This window comes from Aquabacter sediminis (assembly GCF_028863665.1).
Classification (GTDB): Bacteria; Pseudomonadota; Alphaproteobacteria; order Rhizobiales; family Xanthobacteraceae; genus L1I39.
The window spans coordinates 116,528-136,745 of sequence record NZ_JARBFX010000005.1 but is presented as its reverse complement, the minus strand read 5'-3'; the positions used below and the strand labels follow the sequence as shown (position 1 = coordinate 136,745).

At 60.7% G+C, this 20,218-nt stretch carries 10 protein-coding genes; 4 read left to right on the top strand and 6 right to left on the bottom strand.

Annotated features, from left to right (window positions below; all coding sequences use genetic code 11):
- Nucleotides 1–267: 267 nt before the first annotated feature.
- Genes PV781_RS11540 through PV781_RS11530 form a run of 3 tightly spaced genes read right to left on the bottom strand, consistent with a single transcriptional unit; the run spans nucleotide 268 to nucleotide 2,937 of the window.
- Nucleotides 268–1,443 (bottom strand): restriction endonuclease, encoded by a 1,176-nt coding sequence (locus PV781_RS11540; protein ID WP_274775779.1) that lies wholly within the window; start codon nucleotides 1,441–1,443, stop codon nucleotides 268–270.
- Nucleotides 1,444–1,457: 14 nt separating this feature from the next.
- Nucleotides 1,458–2,504 (bottom strand): DNA cytosine methyltransferase, encoded by a 1,047-nt coding sequence (locus tag PV781_RS11535; protein ID WP_274775778.1) that lies wholly within the window; start codon nucleotides 2,502–2,504, stop codon nucleotides 1,458–1,460.
- On the bottom strand, nucleotides 2,497–2,937 hold the full coding sequence (locus PV781_RS11530) for a very short patch repair endonuclease (RefSeq protein ID WP_274775777.1): 441 nt from the start codon (nucleotides 2,935–2,937) through the stop codon (nucleotides 2,497–2,499). Before PV781_RS11530 ends, PV781_RS11535 begins: the two co-directional genes overlap by 8 nt.
- A gap of 156 nt (nucleotides 2,938–3,093) precedes the next feature.
- Here PV781_RS11530 and PV781_RS11525 point away from each other — a divergent pair, with 156 nt between their 5' ends.
- Together PV781_RS11525 and PV781_RS11520 are read left to right on the top strand one after the other, a co-directional pair.
- Entirely contained in the window at nucleotides 3,094–4,386 is a 1,293-nt protein-coding gene (locus PV781_RS11525) for a DNA double-strand break repair nuclease NurA (RefSeq protein ID WP_274775776.1), read from the top strand.
- A 74-nt stretch (nucleotides 4,387–4,460) separates the two neighbouring features.
- Nucleotides 4,461–6,230 (top strand): ATP-binding protein, encoded by a 1,770-nt coding sequence (locus PV781_RS11520; protein ID WP_274775775.1) that lies wholly within the window; start codon nucleotides 4,461–4,463, stop codon nucleotides 6,228–6,230.
- Between the two features lie 11 nt (nucleotides 6,231–6,241).
- Here PV781_RS11520 and PV781_RS11515 read toward each other — a convergent pair whose 3' ends face one another.
- A complete protein-coding gene (locus tag PV781_RS11515) occupies nucleotides 6,242–8,284 on the bottom strand; it encodes an AIPR family protein (RefSeq protein ID WP_274775774.1) in 2,043 nt (680 codons plus the stop codon).
- 924 nt (nucleotides 8,285–9,208) lie between these two features.
- Here PV781_RS11515 and PV781_RS11510 point away from each other — a divergent pair.
- On the top strand, nucleotides 9,209–16,987 hold the full coding sequence (locus PV781_RS11510; RefSeq protein ID WP_274775773.1) for a CHC2 zinc finger domain-containing protein: 7,779 nt from the start codon (nucleotides 9,209–9,211) through the stop codon (nucleotides 16,985–16,987).
- Nucleotides 16,988–17,687: 700 nt separating this feature from the next.
- On the opposite strand, the gene PV781_RS11505 is transcribed toward PV781_RS11510, so the two are convergent.
- A complete protein-coding gene (locus PV781_RS11505) occupies nucleotides 17,688–18,254 on the bottom strand; it encodes a recombinase family protein (protein WP_274775772.1) in 567 nt (188 codons plus the stop codon).
- A 464-nt stretch (nucleotides 18,255–18,718) separates the two neighbouring features.
- Between PV781_RS11505 and PV781_RS11500 the strand changes: the two genes are divergently transcribed.
- Entirely contained in the window at nucleotides 18,719–19,222 is a 504-nt protein-coding gene (locus PV781_RS11500) for a hypothetical protein (RefSeq protein ID WP_274775771.1), read from the top strand.
- Between the two features lie 110 nt (nucleotides 19,223–19,332).
- Here the strand turns inward: PV781_RS11500 and PV781_RS11495 are convergent, their stop codons facing one another.
- Complete coding sequence (locus PV781_RS11495; protein ID WP_274775770.1) at nucleotides 19,333–19,974, bottom strand: hypothetical protein; 642 nt, start codon at nucleotides 19,972–19,974, stop codon at nucleotides 19,333–19,335.
- Nucleotides 19,975–20,218 lie beyond the last annotated feature (244 nt).

Genomic DNA, 20,218 nt, shown 5'->3' with positions numbered 1-20,218 from the left:
GAGGCTGGAACTGAACCAAAGCGGCCTTCCCGGCACGCCGTTGCGAATGACCGCTTCGCGCCTTAAATCCGGACGTGTGGGTAATAATGACGACTTGCTGAAAGCGTACATTGCTTATGACCGCGCCGAGCGCCAGTAGGTTATTTCGATGGAGGCGTTCTGTCGTCGGCCGGAAGCGGACGTCCGTTCATGTGCATTTTTTCGGCATGGGCGAGCTGATAGTAGCCTGACGGTTAATCGTAAAACATCAGAGAGTGGGACGTTCAATCACAGAGAAGACGGAAAGGATCTTTCTAGCCACATCCTAACCGCGGCCGGTGCTCCATAGCCCGTGTCCCTTAGCAGACGGACGATGTCATTCGCCGCGACTACCAAAATGGGATGCTCGTCCTCCTTTATTTCCTTGTATGCTTGTTCATCAACGTAACTAGTCGTGACTAGAACGCCAAACTGCCGGTGACGCAGCCGGGAAATCAGGCGGGACATCTCCCGAACGCCGACGGCGTGCGAGGTGGCGTAGCACTTTGCCTCCAGCGCGAAATCTACAAGGATCGCACTCGCTCCCGTGCCGATCCTCATCTGTCCGATCCCGTCACGGCCACCATCTCTCGATCTCCTGGTGAGGTCGAGGCTGGCGATGTCGGGCAGCATCATCCGCGCCAATTCGGCAGCGCACTGCTCGAAGCCATGCGGATCATCGGCGAAAAAGCCGTGAATGACCGCAATCACTTCCTTCCCGATGGGATCTGAAGGAAGCTGTTCGCCCCGCCTGCGGTGCTGGATCGTGCGGGGAGCAAGAAGGGGTACCACCCGGCCAGTCTCGAGCCAGGTTGTCCACACCGGCGGGGCCAGGGCTGTGTCAGGCTGACCGGCTATAATGCTCTCAATCCAGGAGCGCGCTACACTCTCCGTCCGAAGGATAGTGAAGCGCGCCCTGTAGTTCTGGAAGCGGCTGTCGTCCCTCGTGCGCCAGACCGCCAAGAGATCCTCCGCCGGGCGCTGTCCGGCAACGCCCGGCACTGCAAGACCGAGGAAGATCACGTCGCGCCATTCACCGGCCGAGGTGAACACCAGGACAGGGGGCACCTTTCGTCGCCCTTCCTCTCCGCCATTCGCGTCCTCGAATATACGTTGGAGCAGGGCATTGCCGAAACGTGGCGTTGCGTGAAGTGCCCGGCCCGGAACCTTGTTGTCGCCATAGTAGGTGTAGACCCCGGTTTCCCGATCAAGCGCATCAGGCCAGTCTGGATCGCGCTTGTTTGAAGTCAGGACGACAAGCTCCAAGCGATCGATCCGGCCCCTGTAGCGGAAGCCACCGCCTGTGCTGACTCCTGCGAGGTTCGGAAGGGGATCGTCTCCTGCGCCGCCACGGCGGCCGCCCTGATATACGGCGTCGACCAGCAGATCGGCCGTCGCAGCTTCGTCGGGACCGAATATCTGCACCGAAAGCCACCCAACTAGGCTGCGATCGATATCGGAACGCCGGCGCCGCGAGTCTTCGGTGACGACGCCGGCTTCTCCGCGGCTTCGCCAGTAAGCGTTTCCACTGCCGCCCGCATGACCGGCGGACAGACGCCGTTTCCGAGCAGTTTCACGCGATCACGACGCGATCCTCGTTCCAGCCTAGCCTCCTCGGGATAGCCCATCGCGCGGCGAAGTTCCGACACCTGCAGCATGCGGAATGTCGCCACGCCTCCAATCCACCGGACCAGTCCGAACCGATCCAGCGTGGTAAGGGTTCGTATGGGCCTATCCAGCGGCTGCCATCCGCCCGCTCGATCGGAACCGTAGTACACGACCAGGAAATCCTTGCCCTTGCCCAGTTCCGCCATGCCCCGGCTCACTCGTGCGATCGTGTTCTCGGAAAGATGACCTCCGAATACCGGGCGCGCCTTCCATGCTGACGGATCGTCGAGAATGGCGATGGCATGGGGGCACGGTTCGCTCGCAAGAACCTTTGCCGGCTTGCGGAGCCGGTCACCAAGAATGAACAGCCGCTTGCGGGTCTGGGGCACACCGAAATTTGCCGCGTCAAGCATCTGAGCACGAAGATGATAGTATTCGCCAAGTTCGTCGATCAGTTCCTTGTACCCATCCCAGCGCCGCATGCCGGAGACATTCTCCAGCACGATCCAGCGCGGCTCATACTCACGAACGAAGGGCATGACATACCAGCCCGATCGACGACTCGTTTCGCATCGTGGCTTGGCGCCGCGAGCGATGGAGTGATGCGTGCATTCGGGTGAGGCGATAAGCAGGTCGACCGAATCGACCTTGGAGAAGAGACCTGCGCTGCTGTTGTCATCAAGACGGGTGGTGATCACCTCCGCCTGGGGAAAATTATCCTTGTAGGTTTCGGTGGCAATATCCCAGGCGTCGACGGCCCCAACCATCTCTACGCCAGCGGCACGGGCTCCGAGGCTGCTACCTCCAGCGCCACAAAATAGGTCCAACCCTCTGATTTTTACCACGTACCACCCCCCCGACTTCGCTGTCTCACACATCTTCGACTGCGACGTTGCCAGGCTCGGCGCCAAACGGCAACCCTCTCTTGACCCGCAGGAGGATGCTGCGGCGACAGCCACGGGGGCGCTCGCGAACCTGATGTTCCCATATCCGGAGCACCTGCCACCCAGCCTGACGAAGCAAGCGTCGGTTGCAATCGTCCCGGCGCCGGTTCGCCGCGATCTTCGCCTCCCACTTTTCCGATAGCTTCATGCGCCAGCTTTCGAACTGCCAGCCATGCCAGAAATCGCCGTCGACGAAGATGCAGAGCGAGTGCTTCCACAACACGAAGTCTGGTCTGCCGGGAAGCGACCGGATATGACTCTCGAACTCCAGGCCAAGTGCCTCAAGCATGGCACGAACCGTGCGCTCCGGGCCTGTGTCGCGGCCCCTTATGCGGCTCATGACGGCGCTTCGAGTGCCCGGGCTCATGAAGTCGCCTCGGTGCTGCCGACTCGGCGACGCGACTTCCCGACCGTCTGCCACTTCGGGAGCTACCGGCTCCGATATGAACAGTTCCTCATCCGCTTCGGCGGGATTATGTTGCGCTCTCATGGGAGGATCCTAGTCTGATTCCAGGGGGATGTATTGGCTGAAGCGGACATCAGGGACCGGATAGAGGCGCGGATCGGCCAGGGCGAGTTCCTGGCGAACATGCTGCTAGTCACGCGGCAGCACTCCAATCAGGCTCACACGGACTTTGTGGAGAATCTTTCCGGGATAGCCGAGAGCGTCCGCGCGCTTCTGGAAAATAACGATCTTCTACGCCGCATCGAGTATGCGCCCAATAACTATTGGCCTAGACTTCACGGAAAGTCTTTCGCCTTTGTCGACGGCGGCGTCGCAAATATCGAGCTGCCATCGGCGGCGCCAATAGGCATTCGCGTCGGGTCCTACATTGTCCGGCCAGGGGACGAGTCGGACAGACGGGAACAGTTCAATATCGAGCTGTCGTTGGTCGATGACCTGTTCAGCGATTCCGGATTTCTCTTCGAAAGCGATTTCCTCGACGTGGCGAAGCTGCGCGACGCGGCGCGCATGGTAAGCGAAGTTGCCGCTGGCTACCGGCTGGCGAAAACCGTTGGCGAAAATAGGGTAGACGCCATCATCCTGCACGGACCGCTGGTCAATCCGGTCGCGCCCTATGGGCTGGAAGATTTCCCTTCCTTCGGACGCGATGCCTGCAGGACGCTGCTGGATGACGATGACTGGGAAGGTGACGAGCGCGAACGCCAGTTCGTTGCCCTCTATCTTACGGTGCTGGAACGCCTCCGCGAGACCGGGACACCAGTGATAGGTGCGGTGGAGCGATCAATCGGGCGAGACCCGGTCTTCCTACGGCGCATTCTCGATCGGCTCCAGGACGGCAAGGTCCTGAAGGAAAAGGACGCGCGCGAACTGGAGCGAAAGATACTGTCCTACGGCCTGAATGATGCCTCGCTTCTCGACGTCGTGCTAGGGGACGGAGAGTATGTGGTGCCAACTCCCGTCATGCGGCAGGGACCGGAGAACAAGTGGCCGGACGACTGGAAACGGAAGATTCGGGATTATCCCAACGCTTTTACGACCTATATCAAGCCATCGGCGATGGTGATGCCCTTCCGGGTCGAAGCTTTCGAGGACATCCATGGATTCGATGACCTGCTGGCGCTGATCTTCCACACCAGCCGCCTATTACCGTCATACGGATTTCCGGTTGGCCTCGACATCGTGGATCGCTTCGCGAAAGTACCTGCTTGGCTAAGCCGTGGGGTCAAATGCCAACACCAGATCGTGCTGTTGAGGCGGGCGATCGAGAGTGGCGATCCGAGGGCGGTTGCCTTCGCGAAAAGAGTGCTGGCCGCAAAGGGCCGGGATTGGCTGTTCCGGCCGAGTGCGTGAGAGAATCGAGGGGGCAGATGGCAAGGGCGGGATCGAAACCAGAGCCGGAGGCATGGCCGCGTATCGGAACCGTCGTGGGCGAGGCGTCCACGGGCCGCTATACCTTCATTCTCCGGAACCTTGAGGGAAAACTTGGCGACATCGTTGCCACTCGGGTCGAGGTGCCGGTCGCGTCAGCCGGCCACCGCGAGATCGCCACCGTGTGGGGCCGGATCACGTCCATCGATCGCTTCAATCCCTTTTTCCCGGCCGAGGCCGCCCAGGAGCTGGCGAACGAGAACATTCGCTTTCTCGACACGGTTCTCTCAGGCAGCCGTGACCATCTCGAAGCGGAAGTGCTGATCCTCGGCACAACGTTCGGCGACGACCCTGGTGTCGCCCAGCTCTCTCCCTTAACCTACCCGGTGAAACCCTCCGCGGAGGTGCTGTATCCGCCGGCGGACGCGGTGCGTCGTCTGCTGACTGGCGACGATGACCAAGCGGACCCTGCTCCTGCGAAGCTGCTGGTCGGCAGTCTCATTGCCCGCGGCGACGTCGAGGTCAGCCTGTCGGCGCGCGATATCGTGTCCAGGCATCTGGCCATCCTCGCTATGACAGGCGGTGGTAAGACCGTAGCAGCGCGTCGGATCATTCGCGAGCTGATCGAGCTGCGATATCCGCTCGTGATCTTCGATCCGCATGGCGACTATCTCGGCTTCTATGAGAGCCGAGACCGTTTCCCGAAGACCAGGATCAATGTGCTCTATCCGGTCATTCGCGTGCGACAGGACAATCTCGGCATCATTTCCGATCTCATCGACAAGATGGGAAAGAAGCTGACCGATCCTCAGCAGCAGTTCTATCTGTACCTACTCAACAACGCGAAGGTCCAGGATGGAGAGACGGCCGCCAGCTTTTTACGGAAGATGATCGACCATGCGGAGGCGGTCGCGGCGAAAAAGAGGCGCAAGGACGGTCAGGACCTGTCCGAGGACCTCGCCGACACTCGCAGCGGCACGATGAACGTGGTCAAAAGATCGCTCGAATTCGTTCTCTCCAATCTGGAGCAGATGGAGTCGAATAATGCGAGGCTGCGCAGCCGGTCCCGCTTCTCCAGCTACGATTTCGAGGAGATGCCCGATCCGTCCGATGCTCCGGATGAGATCGTTGCGCCCGGAACCGTCTCGATTTTCTATCTCGCCGGCTACGATCATCTCAACCAGTCGGCGATCGTCAGCATGGTCCTTGAGGCACTCTTCGGCCACCGCTCCACGCTTTCCGGGATCATCCCTCCTTTCCAGGCCGTGGTCGAGGAGGCCCACAACTTCATCCCGAGCCGCCAGGAAGGGACCGACGAGACTCCGTCGCTGCCCACGATCCGGAAGGTGATTACTGAGGGCAGAAAGTTTGGCACCGGCCTGATCCTCATCTCGCAGCGGCCATCCCGGCTGGACGAGACGACCTTGGCACAGTGCAACAGCTTCCTCGTGCTCCGTCTGGTCAATCCGCGCGACAAGAGCTTCGTGCGGTCAGTGATGGAAAACCTGTCGGAGGCGGACGCCAATATCTTGCAAGCATTCGGTCGCGGCCAAGGTATCGTATCGGGACAGGCGGTACGCTTCCCTCTGCTTGTTCAGGTGAAATTCGATGCGGACCTCGTGAGCGAAGCGATCGGCGACGAGGATTTCATCCGGGAGGCGCAGAGCTGGAAGCCGGACGCACGCCGCGAAAGAAACACCGAGGCAATCCTGAAGAACCTACGCAAGGCGCCCAGGTCATCGGATGATGGTGATACCGCTGCGCCCAGAACGGGAAGGCGCACCGCGAAGCCGGGACGTCGTGGAGGAATACGGCCAGACTACTGACGACTGGGCTTTCAGATCGCTACCCCGGCGCTGCGTGCGGCGTTCAGGACGCGGCTGCCTCGCACAGCCTGCTTGGATGATGGACGCTTGATCCAGCCATTCATCGCGTAGCCGCTCAATGTGTGGACCACCTTGCGGTCGTAGTCGTCTATCGCTGGTGTCGCTGCCGCCCATGCCATGATCCTGGCCCATGCGGCACCATCGAGATCCACGCATTCCGCAATCAGATCATCGTCCGACTCGCTGTGATCTTCACTGCCGTTGAGCTGCTTCGACGCTGGTGCCGCATCGCGAAATTCGGGCGGCATGGCCGATGGCAGAGGAAGATTGAGAGCGCCAATTTCGGCCCAGCAGTCATCTTTCTTGCACCATTCGGTGACATTGCGATTACCAGCGCTCGCCACGATTTCCGCGTGGATCTGCGGCGCCCACATCGCGAACAACGCCTCCATTTCGCTCGAGACCTGCTGCTCGTCCCAGAGTCGTTTGAGATCGATCCCGTCGCCATGATGACTGGCGAGAAGCGCGATCATGTACGCGACAACGTTTGCCCCGTATGACTGGAGGCGAGCCTTGCGAACCACGCCCTGAGCGGCCTTGAACAGAAGCGCCTTGGCTATCGTGCGACGGAAAAAGTCCTTGTCGGGGCTCCATGCCTCGCCAAGCCGTTCGCGCAGGCTGAACATGAAGGTCGCGTAGTTCTTCTGCGCGCCGCGGCTTACGATCTGGGGACTGCCCCACCAAGCCATCAGGTATTTTGCGAGATCAGTCTTTCCGAAGTGCTGACTACGCGGGCACGTCCGATCGAATTCGCGGCGGCGGGCCGGCGTCGATCCATGCCTGTTCCGCGCCATTTGGTATGACCCCCGCGCGCGCTCATAGAACCAGCGGCTTTCCTCGCCGGGAGGCCAGACCGATTCCGACAGCGCCTCGAACTGCTGGTGGAAGCGGTCACTGGCGGAGAGGTCCGCCACCTGAATCGGATTCTGGGTATTCGCGAAGCGAGCAATCAGCGGAACGAATTCTTCAAGCTTCTCGGGTGGCACGAGGGTGAGCTTCATGGAAACCGCCACTTGGTCCAGCGGAAGCTTGTCTACCTTCAGGGCGCGGTGGATTGAGGCCGTGGTCTGTGCACCATTAACGATCTGAAGCCCTCGCAGCCGGTTGATGACGGTTTCACCATGCCAAGTCGATACCTCGATCTCGTCAGCCGTGGCTGTCAGTCCGTTGTTGTAGGCAAGGAAGCGGCCGGGCTCTTCCCTGATCGTGCGCTGGATTCCCTTGTTCACGGCGCCCTTCGCCTGCAGGAACGATCGCACGTTGAATTCGAACAGGCGCGGCCCGTACTGATCAAACAAATCGTAGATCAGCTTCCCCGGTAGGATGACCATATATGTCTCGTATTCCGCCGGGCGCGGCTTCATTTCGAGGCATGCCAGCGGCCGGCCTAGCATTTTCGCGAAATCGATCTCGATCCGATCGCGTGTTACGTCTTCGCCTGTCGCGCGATAGAGACGTTCGATATCCCAGACCTCTGTCTCGACGCGCCGGCCTTGCACGACAATGTCATCAACCGCACGATCCCTGACACGGGCGTCGGTAAGCACGTTGATCCGAACTTCCTCAATGCGCAGCAGTTCCGTCTGGATCAGAGCAGCAGCTTCGAGTGCGGCGGGGTTATTCGCGAAACGGACGTGATCGCCCTTTGCCGCATATTCGAAAAAGCGTGCTGCCCATCCGGAGAGACGACCAATGTCGCGTCGTGCCAGCACCGGATCCGCACTCAGGCCGAGCGTCGTAAACAACTCCAGTCTGACAGAATCTTCCGGCAGGGAATAGGCGATAACCCGGCAGGGCCGATGAAGTCCGACATCCTCATGCGGACAGAGGTCATGGCCAGCTATCGAGCCGGCTTCCTCCAGGTAACCGAGGATCACCTCAGCGAGCGCAGTCTCCGAAGCCAACGGTAATTCCGTCGGCAGCTCGATCAGCCTGTCGTTAGCTTCGTCCCTGAGCCCTGCCGCGAACTCCGCTAAAAGCTTCTCTTCAAGCACCTTATTACCTTCGCATTGCCCCTTCACACACGGTATGCGCGTACACAGGGTATAGCAATTGCCCACCAGATTGATTGGCAGGCAGAATAGGCGTGGCCGGGACGGTGACGATAGGGCCTTTGTTGGGTGGGAACGATCGATTTGGACACATGGTGGCCGCGACACCGTACCTGAATGAACCACAGGAAAAGCGGCTTGGCGCTCAAAAGCACCCGCTCCGATCTCCACCGAGCATGAGGACATGCCAATTCCGCTGGCATACACCGGCTGGCATGAAGGGGACCGTCAGGAATTGGAAGCCGCCGGTTGGCGCGTGAACGGCGACAATGAGGGCGCAAAGCCGACGATGCATCAAGCGTCTTCGGGGGGGAGCTATAGGCCACTGCGGGCCAAGTCCAATGCAGCGCTTCAGATTGTCGCAATTCGGATAGCGTGACGCCATTATCAAGGATGACTTGTCTCAAAATTCAAAAGTTATGAGACGTATGGCGGCCTCAGTCTTTTCAAGCCGTTACGCGTCTCAGAATTTAGTCTCAAAACGAGACGGCATTCTCGCTGCCTGATACTGCTTTCGCCTCTGACTCTCTGCTGTTCGTTCACAGCCCTTTCAGCGACGTCCGCTTTGCGCCCCCATTTCAGTCATTAATGTGCCAACAACCATGGTCTGAAAGGGGACATTCGCGAGGGGACGAAGGCACCTTGGCGAAACTCCTGTCTTTGGCATGTCACCGGATTTCAGACGTTCAAACGCTGAAGCTGATGGCGAAATGTGCCCAGCGAGGGGATGGCAGATGTGAGGCCTACTACTCGCTTTTCCCCGGCACACGCATGGCTGGTGCCTTGGCACCGGGCTGCACCATAGGTAAATTGTCATCGGTTCCCATCGGCGCAGTTCGCCTCACTGGGGGATGAGGCTGAAAAACTATGGCCGATTGGAAGGACGAAATTTCGCAACTTGACATCGTGGATGTCGCGCAGAAACTGGGAATACAGCTGGCGCCGGGGCGGCGTTCGCCCCGCCTAGCGATTTGTCCATTTCACAACGACACTCAGCCTTCCCTGCATCTCTACCAGGGGAAAGACGCTCACTATCACTGTTTCACTTGCCACGAACACGGCGACACGGTCGAGCTCGTCAAGCAGCGTCAACACGTCGACTTCGCCGGCGCGATCGACTGGTTGGCGAGCACCTATGGCCTGAACCTTCGCCAGCGCGGATGGCGAAACAAGGAGCCGCGCCAAGACATCCGACAGCGGGCTCAAGCCTTTTGGCACGAGAAGAATGACCTCCCGCAGCTCAAGCTTTTCGCGCAAGCGCGAAAGTTCGGTCTGGATACCCTGACTTCCGCAGGCATCGTGATTGGGTCTACCGAAGCCTTCCTTGCCAGTCTCGGCCAGGATCGAGCGGCGCTGGACGAAGCCGTTGCTGCGGGACTTGGCTACGCCGGGGACAATGGGCTGTCGCTGTCCTTGAAGTCGGTCTCTCTGACCCCGTTCGTGCGCGGCGCGTCGGTTCTCATCCCGATCAAGAATCTTCGCGCGAGGACTGTCGGGTTCATGGCGCGACGGGTTGTTGGCGACGGTCCGAAGTACCTCTTCACCAAAGGCTTCAAGAAGTCGGACCTTTTATATCGAGGCGACGAAGTCCGTCGACGCATCGACGCTGGCCAGGAGCCTGCCGCCCTTGATGCCGCCGCGGACCGGTTCGATCTGTTCCTGGTCGAGGGCGTCTTCGACGCCCTGCGGCTGGAAAGTCTCGGTCTGCCGGCGGTAGCTCTGTTTGGCGCCTCGATCAGCGACAAGCAGGTCGAGGCGATTGGCGAACTTGCTGAATTGGCGCTATCAGCAGGACGGGCCCTCAGGGTTCACCTCTTCTTCGATGCCGATAAGGCCGGGCGCCGAGGTATGGCCGACGCCCTAGCCCGTCTCCTCCACAAAGGTCTGCAAGCGTCGTTCCTAGTTGATGTCGTCGGCGTGGACATGGAGGAGGCCGACGACCGAACCAAGATTGATCCCGATGAACTTCTCGCCGGCCTCGATCCTCACCAGGCCCGGCTAACGCTTCTTGAGGCCTTGGTGCCCGCCCTGGATGCGCTGGCTGCGGTCAGTCTCGACCATTCATTCGCCGGCGTGGCCGGTGCAGTGGAGGCGCTCGATGCCGGCGGCTCAATCATTCTCCAGAACCGCCTGGCCCGGCGTCTGCAGAAACTTGACTGGCCCGCGATCTGGCAGAATCTCGCCCCCGATGAGACCACTCTGGGCGCGCGGTCAGAGGCTGGGCTGCTTAGTCGAACCTACGGTCGTCTTTCTCAAGAGCTAGAGCGCGCCTCGTCCGACGACGTAGCGCGAAAGTTGCCGGAGCCGTTCATTGCAGAGGAGCGATCGGCGGACGCGGCGCTGTTGCACGCGATGATCCTGGCCCGAGAATCGACCGATAGTCGGGAGTATCCCGTCGACGTCGCCAGCTGGGATCGCATTGAGGAAGGCGCGTCGATCTTCTTGCCTTGGATTGAGCAATCCCTGGCGCGGCCCAAAGGGCCGCAAAGGCCATATCTCGCACACAACGAGGCTAAGGACAGCGGCGCGCCGCGGCTGAAATGTGGACCGTGTCCCGAAGATGCTATCCAGCAGCAATACGTGCTGACCGAGTTGCTGCGCGTGCGCGGCGAACAACGGGAGATCGCCGAGCGCATTCCGGCGGTGCGCTATTGGTCCGACCAGCCCGCGCTCGTCGTCACGGGGGCGGTTAGGCCACAAAGCGCGGTCAGTTTCGCCTACCAGATCGATATGCGTGCGCTCGAGGAGCGACCGGATCGAAACCGCCGCCGCGACATGTTCCGGCCGTTCTTGGATTGCTGGAACAGCTTTATTTTGCACATCGGCCGCCGCATCGAACGGATGCGGTCCGACCTCATCTATATCGCGCGCTTGGACATCAAGTCGTTCTACGATCACGTGCCCCGATACGCGGTAGAGCGTGCGCTCGACCAAGCTTTGCCCAGCGCTGACGCGATGGTGCTGTTTGACATCGCGCCGCTGTTCGGCGCGGAGCTGGATGGCGGCGCTCGGCGCGACAGCCTTATGCGCTGGATTCTCGATCATAGCTTCGGCTCTATTGAGCATGGCTACAGCTTCGCTGCGCCCGCCGATGGCCAGCCCAAGTGCAGCGGAAGCGGCGCCAAAGGCCTGCCGCAGGGGCCAGCATTAAGTTCCTATTTGGCCAACATTGTTCTCTTCGAACTCGACGCGGAGTTGGAAGCGAGGGTCAAGACCCTGGACGGGGAGGCCTTAGCGCAAGATGGCCAGCGTGCCTGTGGCGGCCTCTACGCCCGCTACGTTGATGACATTGTCATTGCCGCTCGGTCACCCGACGATCTTCGGAATCTACGGTCGGCGATCGAGAGTAAGCTGGAAGGCCTTGGCCTGGAGCTGAACGAAAAGTCCGAGCACCTCGCGCCGATGAGCGCGGAAGACGCGCGCAACTGGGTCGTCGAACGTCGTGGGGCCGGCTTTGTCGGCTATGGCGAAGCGGATGATCAACCTAGTCCGGCGCCTGACGTTCGCAGCAGCTGGGCCGATATCCCGACTTTGGACCGACGCACCGCCCTGAGCGTCTTGCACTGGAGCGCGCTGGACGATCCAGAGCAGACGCCCTGGGAAGAGTTCGAGCTGATGCTGACCAAGGTAGCGCAGGCTGACGATTTGCGTGCGCCGGACCTTGGCCACATCCTCCGCCGCATTATCCTAAGGGCGGCCTTGGCTGCTACGGATGACGGAGAGGCATCGACCTGTGCGCGCTTCATCCAGTTCTTCGAGTTCCTCCTTCGGCCCCTGCACGAGAAGGCGCCGCCGAAGCTCCGGGTGCGCCCGAGCGAGATGGCGCTCGCCGAGGCGTTGGTCGCGGCTCGAGACTATTGCGCCCTCCTCACCGGGCTAGAGCGGCTCATCCTTGGAAGTCCGGAGAGCAACCCGACGTTTTCGCGTCTGGTCCAGACCGCGATCGGCCGCGCAAAGAACAAGCTACTTTGCTGGATCCTCAACGAAGGCCTTCTTGGTCTGCTATTCCAGCGACTAATCACGCCCGGTTCGCAGCAGTTGGTGCGCGATCATCTTGGCGCGCAGCTGACTTTGCAGCGCGCGATACTAGAGGAGCGTGCGGCACGGGCGATACGATTGCAGCCCGAGCCCGAGCCCGATTTCGCAATCGCGCGGCGTGCGTTGATCGAGGCACCGACGGAGGCCGGCTCGGCCCTTGTTGCTATTGGATGGATGCGCACCTTCGCGCCGGAGGGGCTTCTCAAGAACGATAGCGGGACGGTCACCCGCCTGCTCCATGCGATTGCGGCCGAAGCGCAAGTCGCCGGAGGCCCAGCGCCTGCTGGGGGGGAGATCTTGGCGCCCGCGGCTCTGTCCGCGGCGATGGCTTGGTCCGCCGACAAGGTCCTAACACTCCTGCCGCCGACGGCCGGGAGTGAGGGCCTAAATCCAATCGCGAGCGCGTTCAGGGCGCTGGCTGGGGGAACTGAGATCCCGCCGCCCGACTGGCGTATGCGTACCCTGTCGGCTTTCTTGGCATTATCCGCTGGGCCACGGCGGAGCGAAGCCTTGGCTCTACGTCCTGGATTGATAGGAACCTTCGTCGACAAGGCGGTAATCCTACCCTTGCCGCCGATCGCAGACCAACCGGGCGTGTTTTGCTACTCCGACGCCGATGGGAGCCGCACGGTCCACGCCATCCTCGTAAAGGCGGTCCCGGACGCCCTGGCCATCTTGCCGGCGGACCTTGAATGGCGTCAGGGCGAGGCCATTGCCGATCTCCAGCGCTGGAGCGCCGAGCTTGGTGATCGCGACCTGCTGATGAATCCACGCACGGGTCGGCGGCGTGTCGATGACGATCTCGCGGTGATCGCTGACGTCTTCGACGGCCTTGTGACCCGCTACGGGGTCAACCCGGGCCCGGAGACGACGCTGGTCCACGTTTTCGCGCTGATCGGTCCGGTCCAGCAATTGGACGGCGCGGAGGCGGCCGATGCAGTTCAGGGAGCGAGCCCCTACTTCGCGCTCGCCTGGCGCGTTCGGCGTGAGCAGGCCGAACAGCTGATTTTCGAGCAGCGCGGTGATGGTCTCGCCGTCCAGCGCTCGCCGCACGCCGGTGCCGAAATCTGGCGAATCGGCCAATCGGTGGCGGATCTCTTCGCGATCCCCAGTGATGGTGCCGTCGAGGACCATCAGGCGGGCCTGAAGCGCGATCGGCGGCTACTGCAGGCGCGGCTTCGTCGCATGGCATTTTCGCGGCTGAGGGGGCGCTGGATCAATCCCGCTCAGGTCTCGGCTGCGCTCGCCACGCGTAGCGTGCCGATGAGCCTCCACCGTATCGTCAACGCCCTTCGGGAAGCGACCGGTGAAGATGACAGGGTCGGTCCGCTCGCCCTGGAGTTCCTGCTGTCGGGGCGAGCCATGCGCGCCAGGATGGACCTGGGGCTCGCCGTGGATATGCCTGGCGGGTGGGCTCGCTTTCTGGAAACGGTCGGCGGGAGATCACTGCGTGCGGCCGACGACGCGGGGCTCTTCGCGCATGCGTCGGTGCGGTCTGGCCTGCCGCGTCCCGGGCGGGCGCTCATCCGGACCGCGGACGCCATCTCCACCTGGATAAACCAGACCACAGACGCCCGTTGCAGGGCCGTCCTGAGCGCGACCGCCCTGAGCTTCGAGTTGGCGGCGCTCCGACTCGAGGTGAAGGACCTGGTGCTGGCCATCCTTGCACGGTTCGCGCCGGCTGATCTGGGGCGCCTGGCTCAGGTTCGCCCCGAATGCGCGGCACTGGGCGCCTTCGGCGAGCTCCTCTTGATCGAGCCGCGTTTTGGCCTGGGCGAAAGCCGGCCTGCGGCCTTGGCGGGGGGAGAAGCGAGACCTTGGGGCTACGACGCCGAATGGCAGGTCAAGGATCTCTTCGCCACCTTGGTTGAAGCGCTCGGCCAGCGGGCCCTCCCTGGGCGAGCAAGCCTTGAGCGAATCTCGACCGCGGGCTGGCTCACGATCATCAGCGTGATCGCCGGGGTCATACCGTTCGAGATGGCGCCGTTGCCAACGGAGACCGCCCCCCCTCTCAGGCCGAGGCTTTTGCCGCTACCGGATCCCGCGCTGGCGACGCCGTTGCGCGCGCTCGCGACCGAGTTGCTCGGGGTGGTCGCGTCGCGACCGGACGACGATCCCGATCGCTGGCCATGGGAAGTGGCCAGCGCGCTCGACTTGGCGGGCCTTCGAGGCGCCATCGGGCTGGCGCGCGGCGCCCTAGAAGCGATCCAGAAGGCTGCCGGCGTGGTGTTGGCCGAGAACCCGACACCGCTTAGCAGTCTGGTCCTTTCCGACCAGCACGTGGAGTTCGTGACCGCGGCTGGTCGTCGCTATCGCCTACCGTGGTGGCGTTGCAGCCTGATCTCGACAGCCGGTGAGCGTATCGACCGCGTGGAAACGGTCCCGGAGGGGGATCGTCTGGTCCACCCTTGCTCGATGCTGGAGGGCGGCGACAGCATCCTGGTCGTGCAGTTGATCTCCGAAAGTCTGGGAAAGATCACCGGGCTCAAGGATGCCGCGGTCGAGAGCGAAGGCGCGGCGCCCCAGGCGATGAATCCCGCCGCCGGGAGGTCGGAGGGGGAAGAGCAGTCGGAGCCGCAACCCATTGCGCCGACCAATAAAGCCTTCGAACCCGAAGACTCGAATGACGCGGAGTCCCAAGGCGAGCTCGGTCCGCAACCCATGACGGTTCCCGAGGCGGCGCACGAGCCGCCTCAAACGCCGGAACAAGACGCCAAAAGCGAGCCTCCTCCTACGCTCACGCCTGAAGGCGCGGGCGCAGCGCCCGTTGCTGGAAAGGCCGCTGCGGGTCCTACCGGCAGCCGGGCGGCCTGGCGGGTTCGCCGCGATCGCGCCTGGCGTGCGCGCGGCACCGAAGCGGGCCTTGCCAAGACCGGGTATGGCCGGGTGGCAATCCTTCAGTACGATTTTCCGCTCAGCTACGACCCGGAGAAATTCCCCAACTACGGAATCGACGGCAAGGAGGGGAAGTATCCAAGGGTCGAGGCTGGCGTCGTCGATTGGAAGCTCAGCTTCGCCGAGCACCGCCGCCGTCAGGTGCTGACAGCGGTGCTCGAGACGTGCGACACCTTAGGTGTCGAGGCCCTCGTCATGCCGGAGTACTCGGCTTGGCCTGAGACCATCACCTGGATGGTCGATCATTGCCGTCAGCGCGGCTACAACATCTCGATCTGGGCCGGGACATTCCGCCAGCAGACCGGCTTCGGCCTAGTGGTCCGTGACGGCGCATACGTGCCCGTCGGCCTTGAGCAGAATCCCGACATACGCCCAATGGAGGCCCACCTCAGCGTCGTCTTCCACGAGACCCAACCGGGCAATCTCCTGACGGTGCTTTCAACCGGCGAGGTCGAGGACGAAGGGCCGATCTTCCAGCAAAAGCTCCCGGAAAGGATTCGCCACAGGCCCAAGAAGTATCCGTCGATCGGAATGTTCGAGGAGTTCAAGCCCAGCCACGGAGACCTGACACCCTTGATGGCGGTAAGCCGCTCGCTCACCCGCATCGAGTCATTCATCCACGAGTTAGTCTGCAGCGAGCTCTTCGTTTTCAACGGTCCGCTGAATTGGCGCAACATCGCCGATCACCTCGAGAAAGTCGCGGCCAAGTACAAAGTGGCGCCGGAGAAGGACTGGTTTGAGGCCGTGGTCGCCGATGCGCGGAACGCAGCGCTAGTATTCAGCGGGGCCGAAGGACACAAGCCGCGCCGAAGTCTGCTGTTCGTGACCTGTGCTACCAGTCGCGATGCGGACTATCACTATTTCGCACAGAGCGCCTATCTGGCTTCGGGTATCGTAACCGCGTTCTGCAATTGGTCGGCGCCTGGATTCGGAGGCAGCTGCTTCATCGGCGCTGGGGGCTGGGAGACTCGCGGCGACGGCGCCCTGGCACCGAACCCCTACCACGGGGTGACTCCGGGCTTCCTGTCGAACGGCGCGGACCGCGGCGCACTGGCGCCGACGGAGAACGCTCTGATCATCGCCGACATCCGCCCGGATAAGACAGTCGACGACAAGCCGAGGTCTCAGACCTTGGGCGCGCCGATGCGGCTCGTGGCGCACATTCCGATCCTGGAGGACATGGACTGCAAGGAGGTCGAAGGGCGTTGGGACAAAATCTGGTGCCACGAGCGCCAGATCCCGTGGATATTAGCCGACAACGCCGAGCTTGTGCGCGATCCGAAGCTTCACAAGATAGCGCTGCACAAGGCCGTGATCGGCAGGCGGGTCGATCTGGATGAATTTTTCGCGGCAATGGAAAAAGTGGTAGCCGGGGCTGGAAGCTCCTTGGGCATGACCGCCGAGCAGGCCGATGCCGCTATCGCGGCGGCGTTATCGCTGGCCGCGGCGTTTGATCGGTCTCCGGCGATGGCACGGCGTGCCGCCGCGATGGCAGAGAACTTGAGGCTTCTGCCGGAGCCTCTCCCGTGCCCGGCGCTGGTGGATTGGCTCGTGGTAGATCTCGATATCGAGCGGTTCCACAGCCAACTCGTCGCCCTTCAGAAGATTATGGATGACCTTGTGAAGATAAAGAAGGACACCGTCACTTCATCGGAATTGCCCCCAGAGCTAAAGGGAGCGGCCTGGCGCTGGGTCCCGCGCGAAGGTAAATAATTCAATTGCTCGGGAATGCCCTCCGCAGCCTGGCAAAACTGAGTCGATGGCTAATTCAGACCCCCTCATAGAGTGCTTGATGACGGTGATGCATTAAGGGCCGGATCGTAACGTAACTTTCCTGGGCGAGGTAGTGGCCTTCGGCGTCGAGGCCGCCTTCTGAACTTTGGTGAACAAGGCTTTCGGAAGAGCAGAATCCTCGCCATTCCACCGGGAACTCCGGCCTTAAGATCGTCCTGGATCTCGAAGCGCGAACAGCCGGTGAGGATACGCCAGGTAGCGGAGCGAGCACTTCCTGCAGATGGAACGGGGCGGTGCTAGCGTGCTTGAGGGGGGAGCGAGGACCTTCAGTTCGGCTAGGCAATTGTTCTCGCCCCGGTGCCAGTCGAGAAAGAATTCACATCGGCTGATCTGGTAGAATAGGTTTGCGCCTCAAAAGACGGCGGGCATAATCAGTTGACCTCCTCTTGTTCGGCGGCCGGAAGAGCCGAATGCAGTTCTTTGCTTTGTGCACATTCTGGTTCCCGGCTTGATGCTCTCAAGGCTGCCGAGTCGGGACGCCGTCCAAAAGCTAACTCGGCCAAGGTAAGAGAGGGATCAGTGCCTGCCCTCTACTTTCATCGGCCATATGTCCGCTTCTCCTTTGAAGTCCCCAATAGCTGCCATTCCGGATACGGCCCCATACCCGACGGTCAGGTACTCATCTGTCAAAGTCCGCTTCCGGCGCCCCGATCCGCCCGATGGTCGCCTTGCTCACTCCCATGATGCGGGCAATGTGCCTGACGCTTTCGCCGTCGGCTTTGAGCTTTGCAACATAGGCCTGCTGATCGGCAGAAAGCCTCGGCTTGCGGCCGAACTTGATGCCGCGTGCCTTGGCCCTCGTGCGGCCTTCGCCTGTGCGCGTGCGGATCAGTTCGCGTTCGAATTCGGCCAGGCCGCCGAGAATGGTCAGCATCAGGCGGCCGTGAGGGGTGGTGGTGTCCGCCCAGGCATCAGAGATGGAACGGAATGCCGCGCCCTTCTCGGCCACTTCGGCAAGGACGTTGAGCAGATCGCGCGTGGAGCGGGCAAGACGGTCAAGACGCGTCACGACCAGCACGTCGCCGGCCTTCAGCTTACCGATGCATTTGCGCAGCTCGCGGCGTTCCGTCTTGGCCCCGCTGGCCGTCTCAGAAAAGATGATCGTGCAGCCGGCGGCACTTAGGTGTTCGATCTGGCTCTCTAGAGACTGCCCATCAGTCGAAACGCGTGCATAGCCGTAATTCATGCCAATGATTCTAGATATTGCCGCATAATACCTCAATATAAATGCGGCGATGAAAACAAAAAAAGGGGAGGCCTTCACCTCCCTTCATTCGTTCTCCATCTATTCGAAAACTGCTCCGGGTCCACTGGAACACCGTTCTCGAGCTTCGTCTTTCCCTTACACCCAATCAGGCCAGTCCGAGTGATAGAGAGGTCTCCCTTAAATTCACCGTTGTTGTCGTTGACCTAGAGTTCAACGTCCTTGTTTTTGATTTCCATTTCGACGGAGAAGTCTTTGTTGATGGCCTGCATTCTCCGCTTTGAATGTGCCTGATGTGGCGACTAGCGCGTGGGTTGCAGATGCCGTTTTGGTGCCTGTCAGCGCCTGCGGGAGGCGCAAACATCCTCCTCCACAAGGCATTGATTGACGCCGTCAGACGCAAAATATAGCCTTTCTTTGCCTAGAGGGACCTTAGAAGGCTTTTCATGTCCGCAGATGAGTATGATGAAGACGCCGAATTCGAGCTGTTGGCCCAGCGTGCCCGCGAACTGAGGGCGAAAAGTCCGAATGCACGGGCGTTTCTCGAGGTGATGGCCATGCGCGAGCGTGATCCATCGAGCACGAGCATTTCCCGGATTGCCAAGATCATTCGCAGCGACCGTTCGGCGGCGGTCGATCTGGCCAAGGAGCTGCAAAAAGCAGGCTTTGGAGCCTATGTGGTGGGCCGCAGGGGGAATGTTTCGCGCTTTGAGTGGGAGTGGAGCGCGAGCAGCCTGGGGCAAGCAGCCGCGGGCGCAGAGGTGGATGTGGCGCGTATTGACCGCTCCCAGCTTGAGGCAGAGGAAGAGCCAGACGAGCGCGAAGAGGAAGCCGCACCTGCCGCGCCTTCCCTCGACACGCTGACCTTGACGATTCCGCAAGCGAAGGCGGCCTTGTCTCGCACGCTCGGCGTCCCTGTCGAGAATATCGAGATCATCATTCGGGGATGAATGAAGGGGCTTTCTGGTGCTGAAAATGCTATCAGAACGCCCCCTTTCGCCTTTCCAAGAATACGCGCCTGAGGGCGAGTGAAGGCCCTGAATCTCTCTCCCTCATGCACCTAGAGAGGCCTTCGTCCCGGGAATAGCACAGACGCACCTGAGTACGATCGGGCTGCTTCGTCATAGCCGCGATTTGTTGGATTCCACTTGCGGACGTTGTCTGGGAGGACCATCACTTCGCCGCCTTTAATGAGGCCCCTCCCAAGGGATTTCAGGGCGTATTGAGTGGCATACTCGGGGGTATATCTGACCACCTCCACATGAATGCGAGCCATGGACGTTTCGGCAATCAACGCCTCCTGATTATCTCGCACATAGGCCTTGAACGAGCCCCTAAAGCGAGAAACGGGCGGGCGCAGAAACATTCCATGAAAATGCAGCCCACCATTCACCGAGGCGTCTCGGAGGGTGATTTTTGCCGTTTTGTGCACCGGCAGATCGGCAGCGGCAATCAGGATGGGTCGCTGGTCGAGTTCTGCAGTCCGATTGGGGTTGCGCGTAAAGCGCGTGACGACGCGCGAATAGAAGTGCGCAATGGCGTCCTCCATGATGTCCTTTTTCTTCTTAGGAGAAAAGCGGATGGGCCTGAACATGAAAGTGAGCAGGAACGGCTTGTACCCAGCATTGCACAGGCTTGACACCCAATCGCAATAAGCATCTATATCGAAGTAACCTTCTATATTATTCACCATAGTCGTCATATATCAACTCTCCTTTTATGCATTTTCATTGCACTATGGCGATTTAGTTATTCGTATTTTTATTATTATTATTTAATCTTAATATTTTATGCATTATTCTAATTGGTTTTTATATTTGAATATTTTATTTTTACTGATTTAGACGACAAACATCATATGCGGAACGTCAAAAAATCAGACGAACCACATAAAAAGTGCGTATGCAGTTGGTTTTGCGTGCCGGGCCTTCCGCAGCACATCAAAC

Bases quoted from the DNA above. Each gene is read 5' to 3' on its own strand.
- PV781_RS11505 (WP_274775772.1), bottom strand. From the start codon at position 18,254: ATGAATTACGGCTATGCACGCGTTTCGACTGATGGGCAGTCTCTAGAG.
- PV781_RS11500 (WP_274775771.1), top strand. From the start codon at position 18,719: ATGTCCGCAGATGAGTATGATGAAGACGCCGAATTCGAGCTGTTGGCC.
- PV781_RS11535 (WP_274775778.1), bottom strand. From the start codon at position 2,504: ATGTGTGAGACAGCGAAGTCGGGGGGGTGGTACGTGGTAAAAATCAGA.
- PV781_RS11530 (WP_274775777.1), bottom strand. From the start codon at position 2,937: ATGAGCCCGGGCACTCGAAGCGCCGTCATGAGCCGCATAAGGGGCCGC.
- PV781_RS11495 (WP_274775770.1), bottom strand. From the start codon at position 19,974: ATGACGACTATGGTGAATAATATAGAAGGTTACTTCGATATAGATGCT.
- PV781_RS11510 (WP_274775773.1), top strand. From the start codon at position 9,209: ATGGCCGATTGGAAGGACGAAATTTCGCAACTTGACATCGTGGATGTC.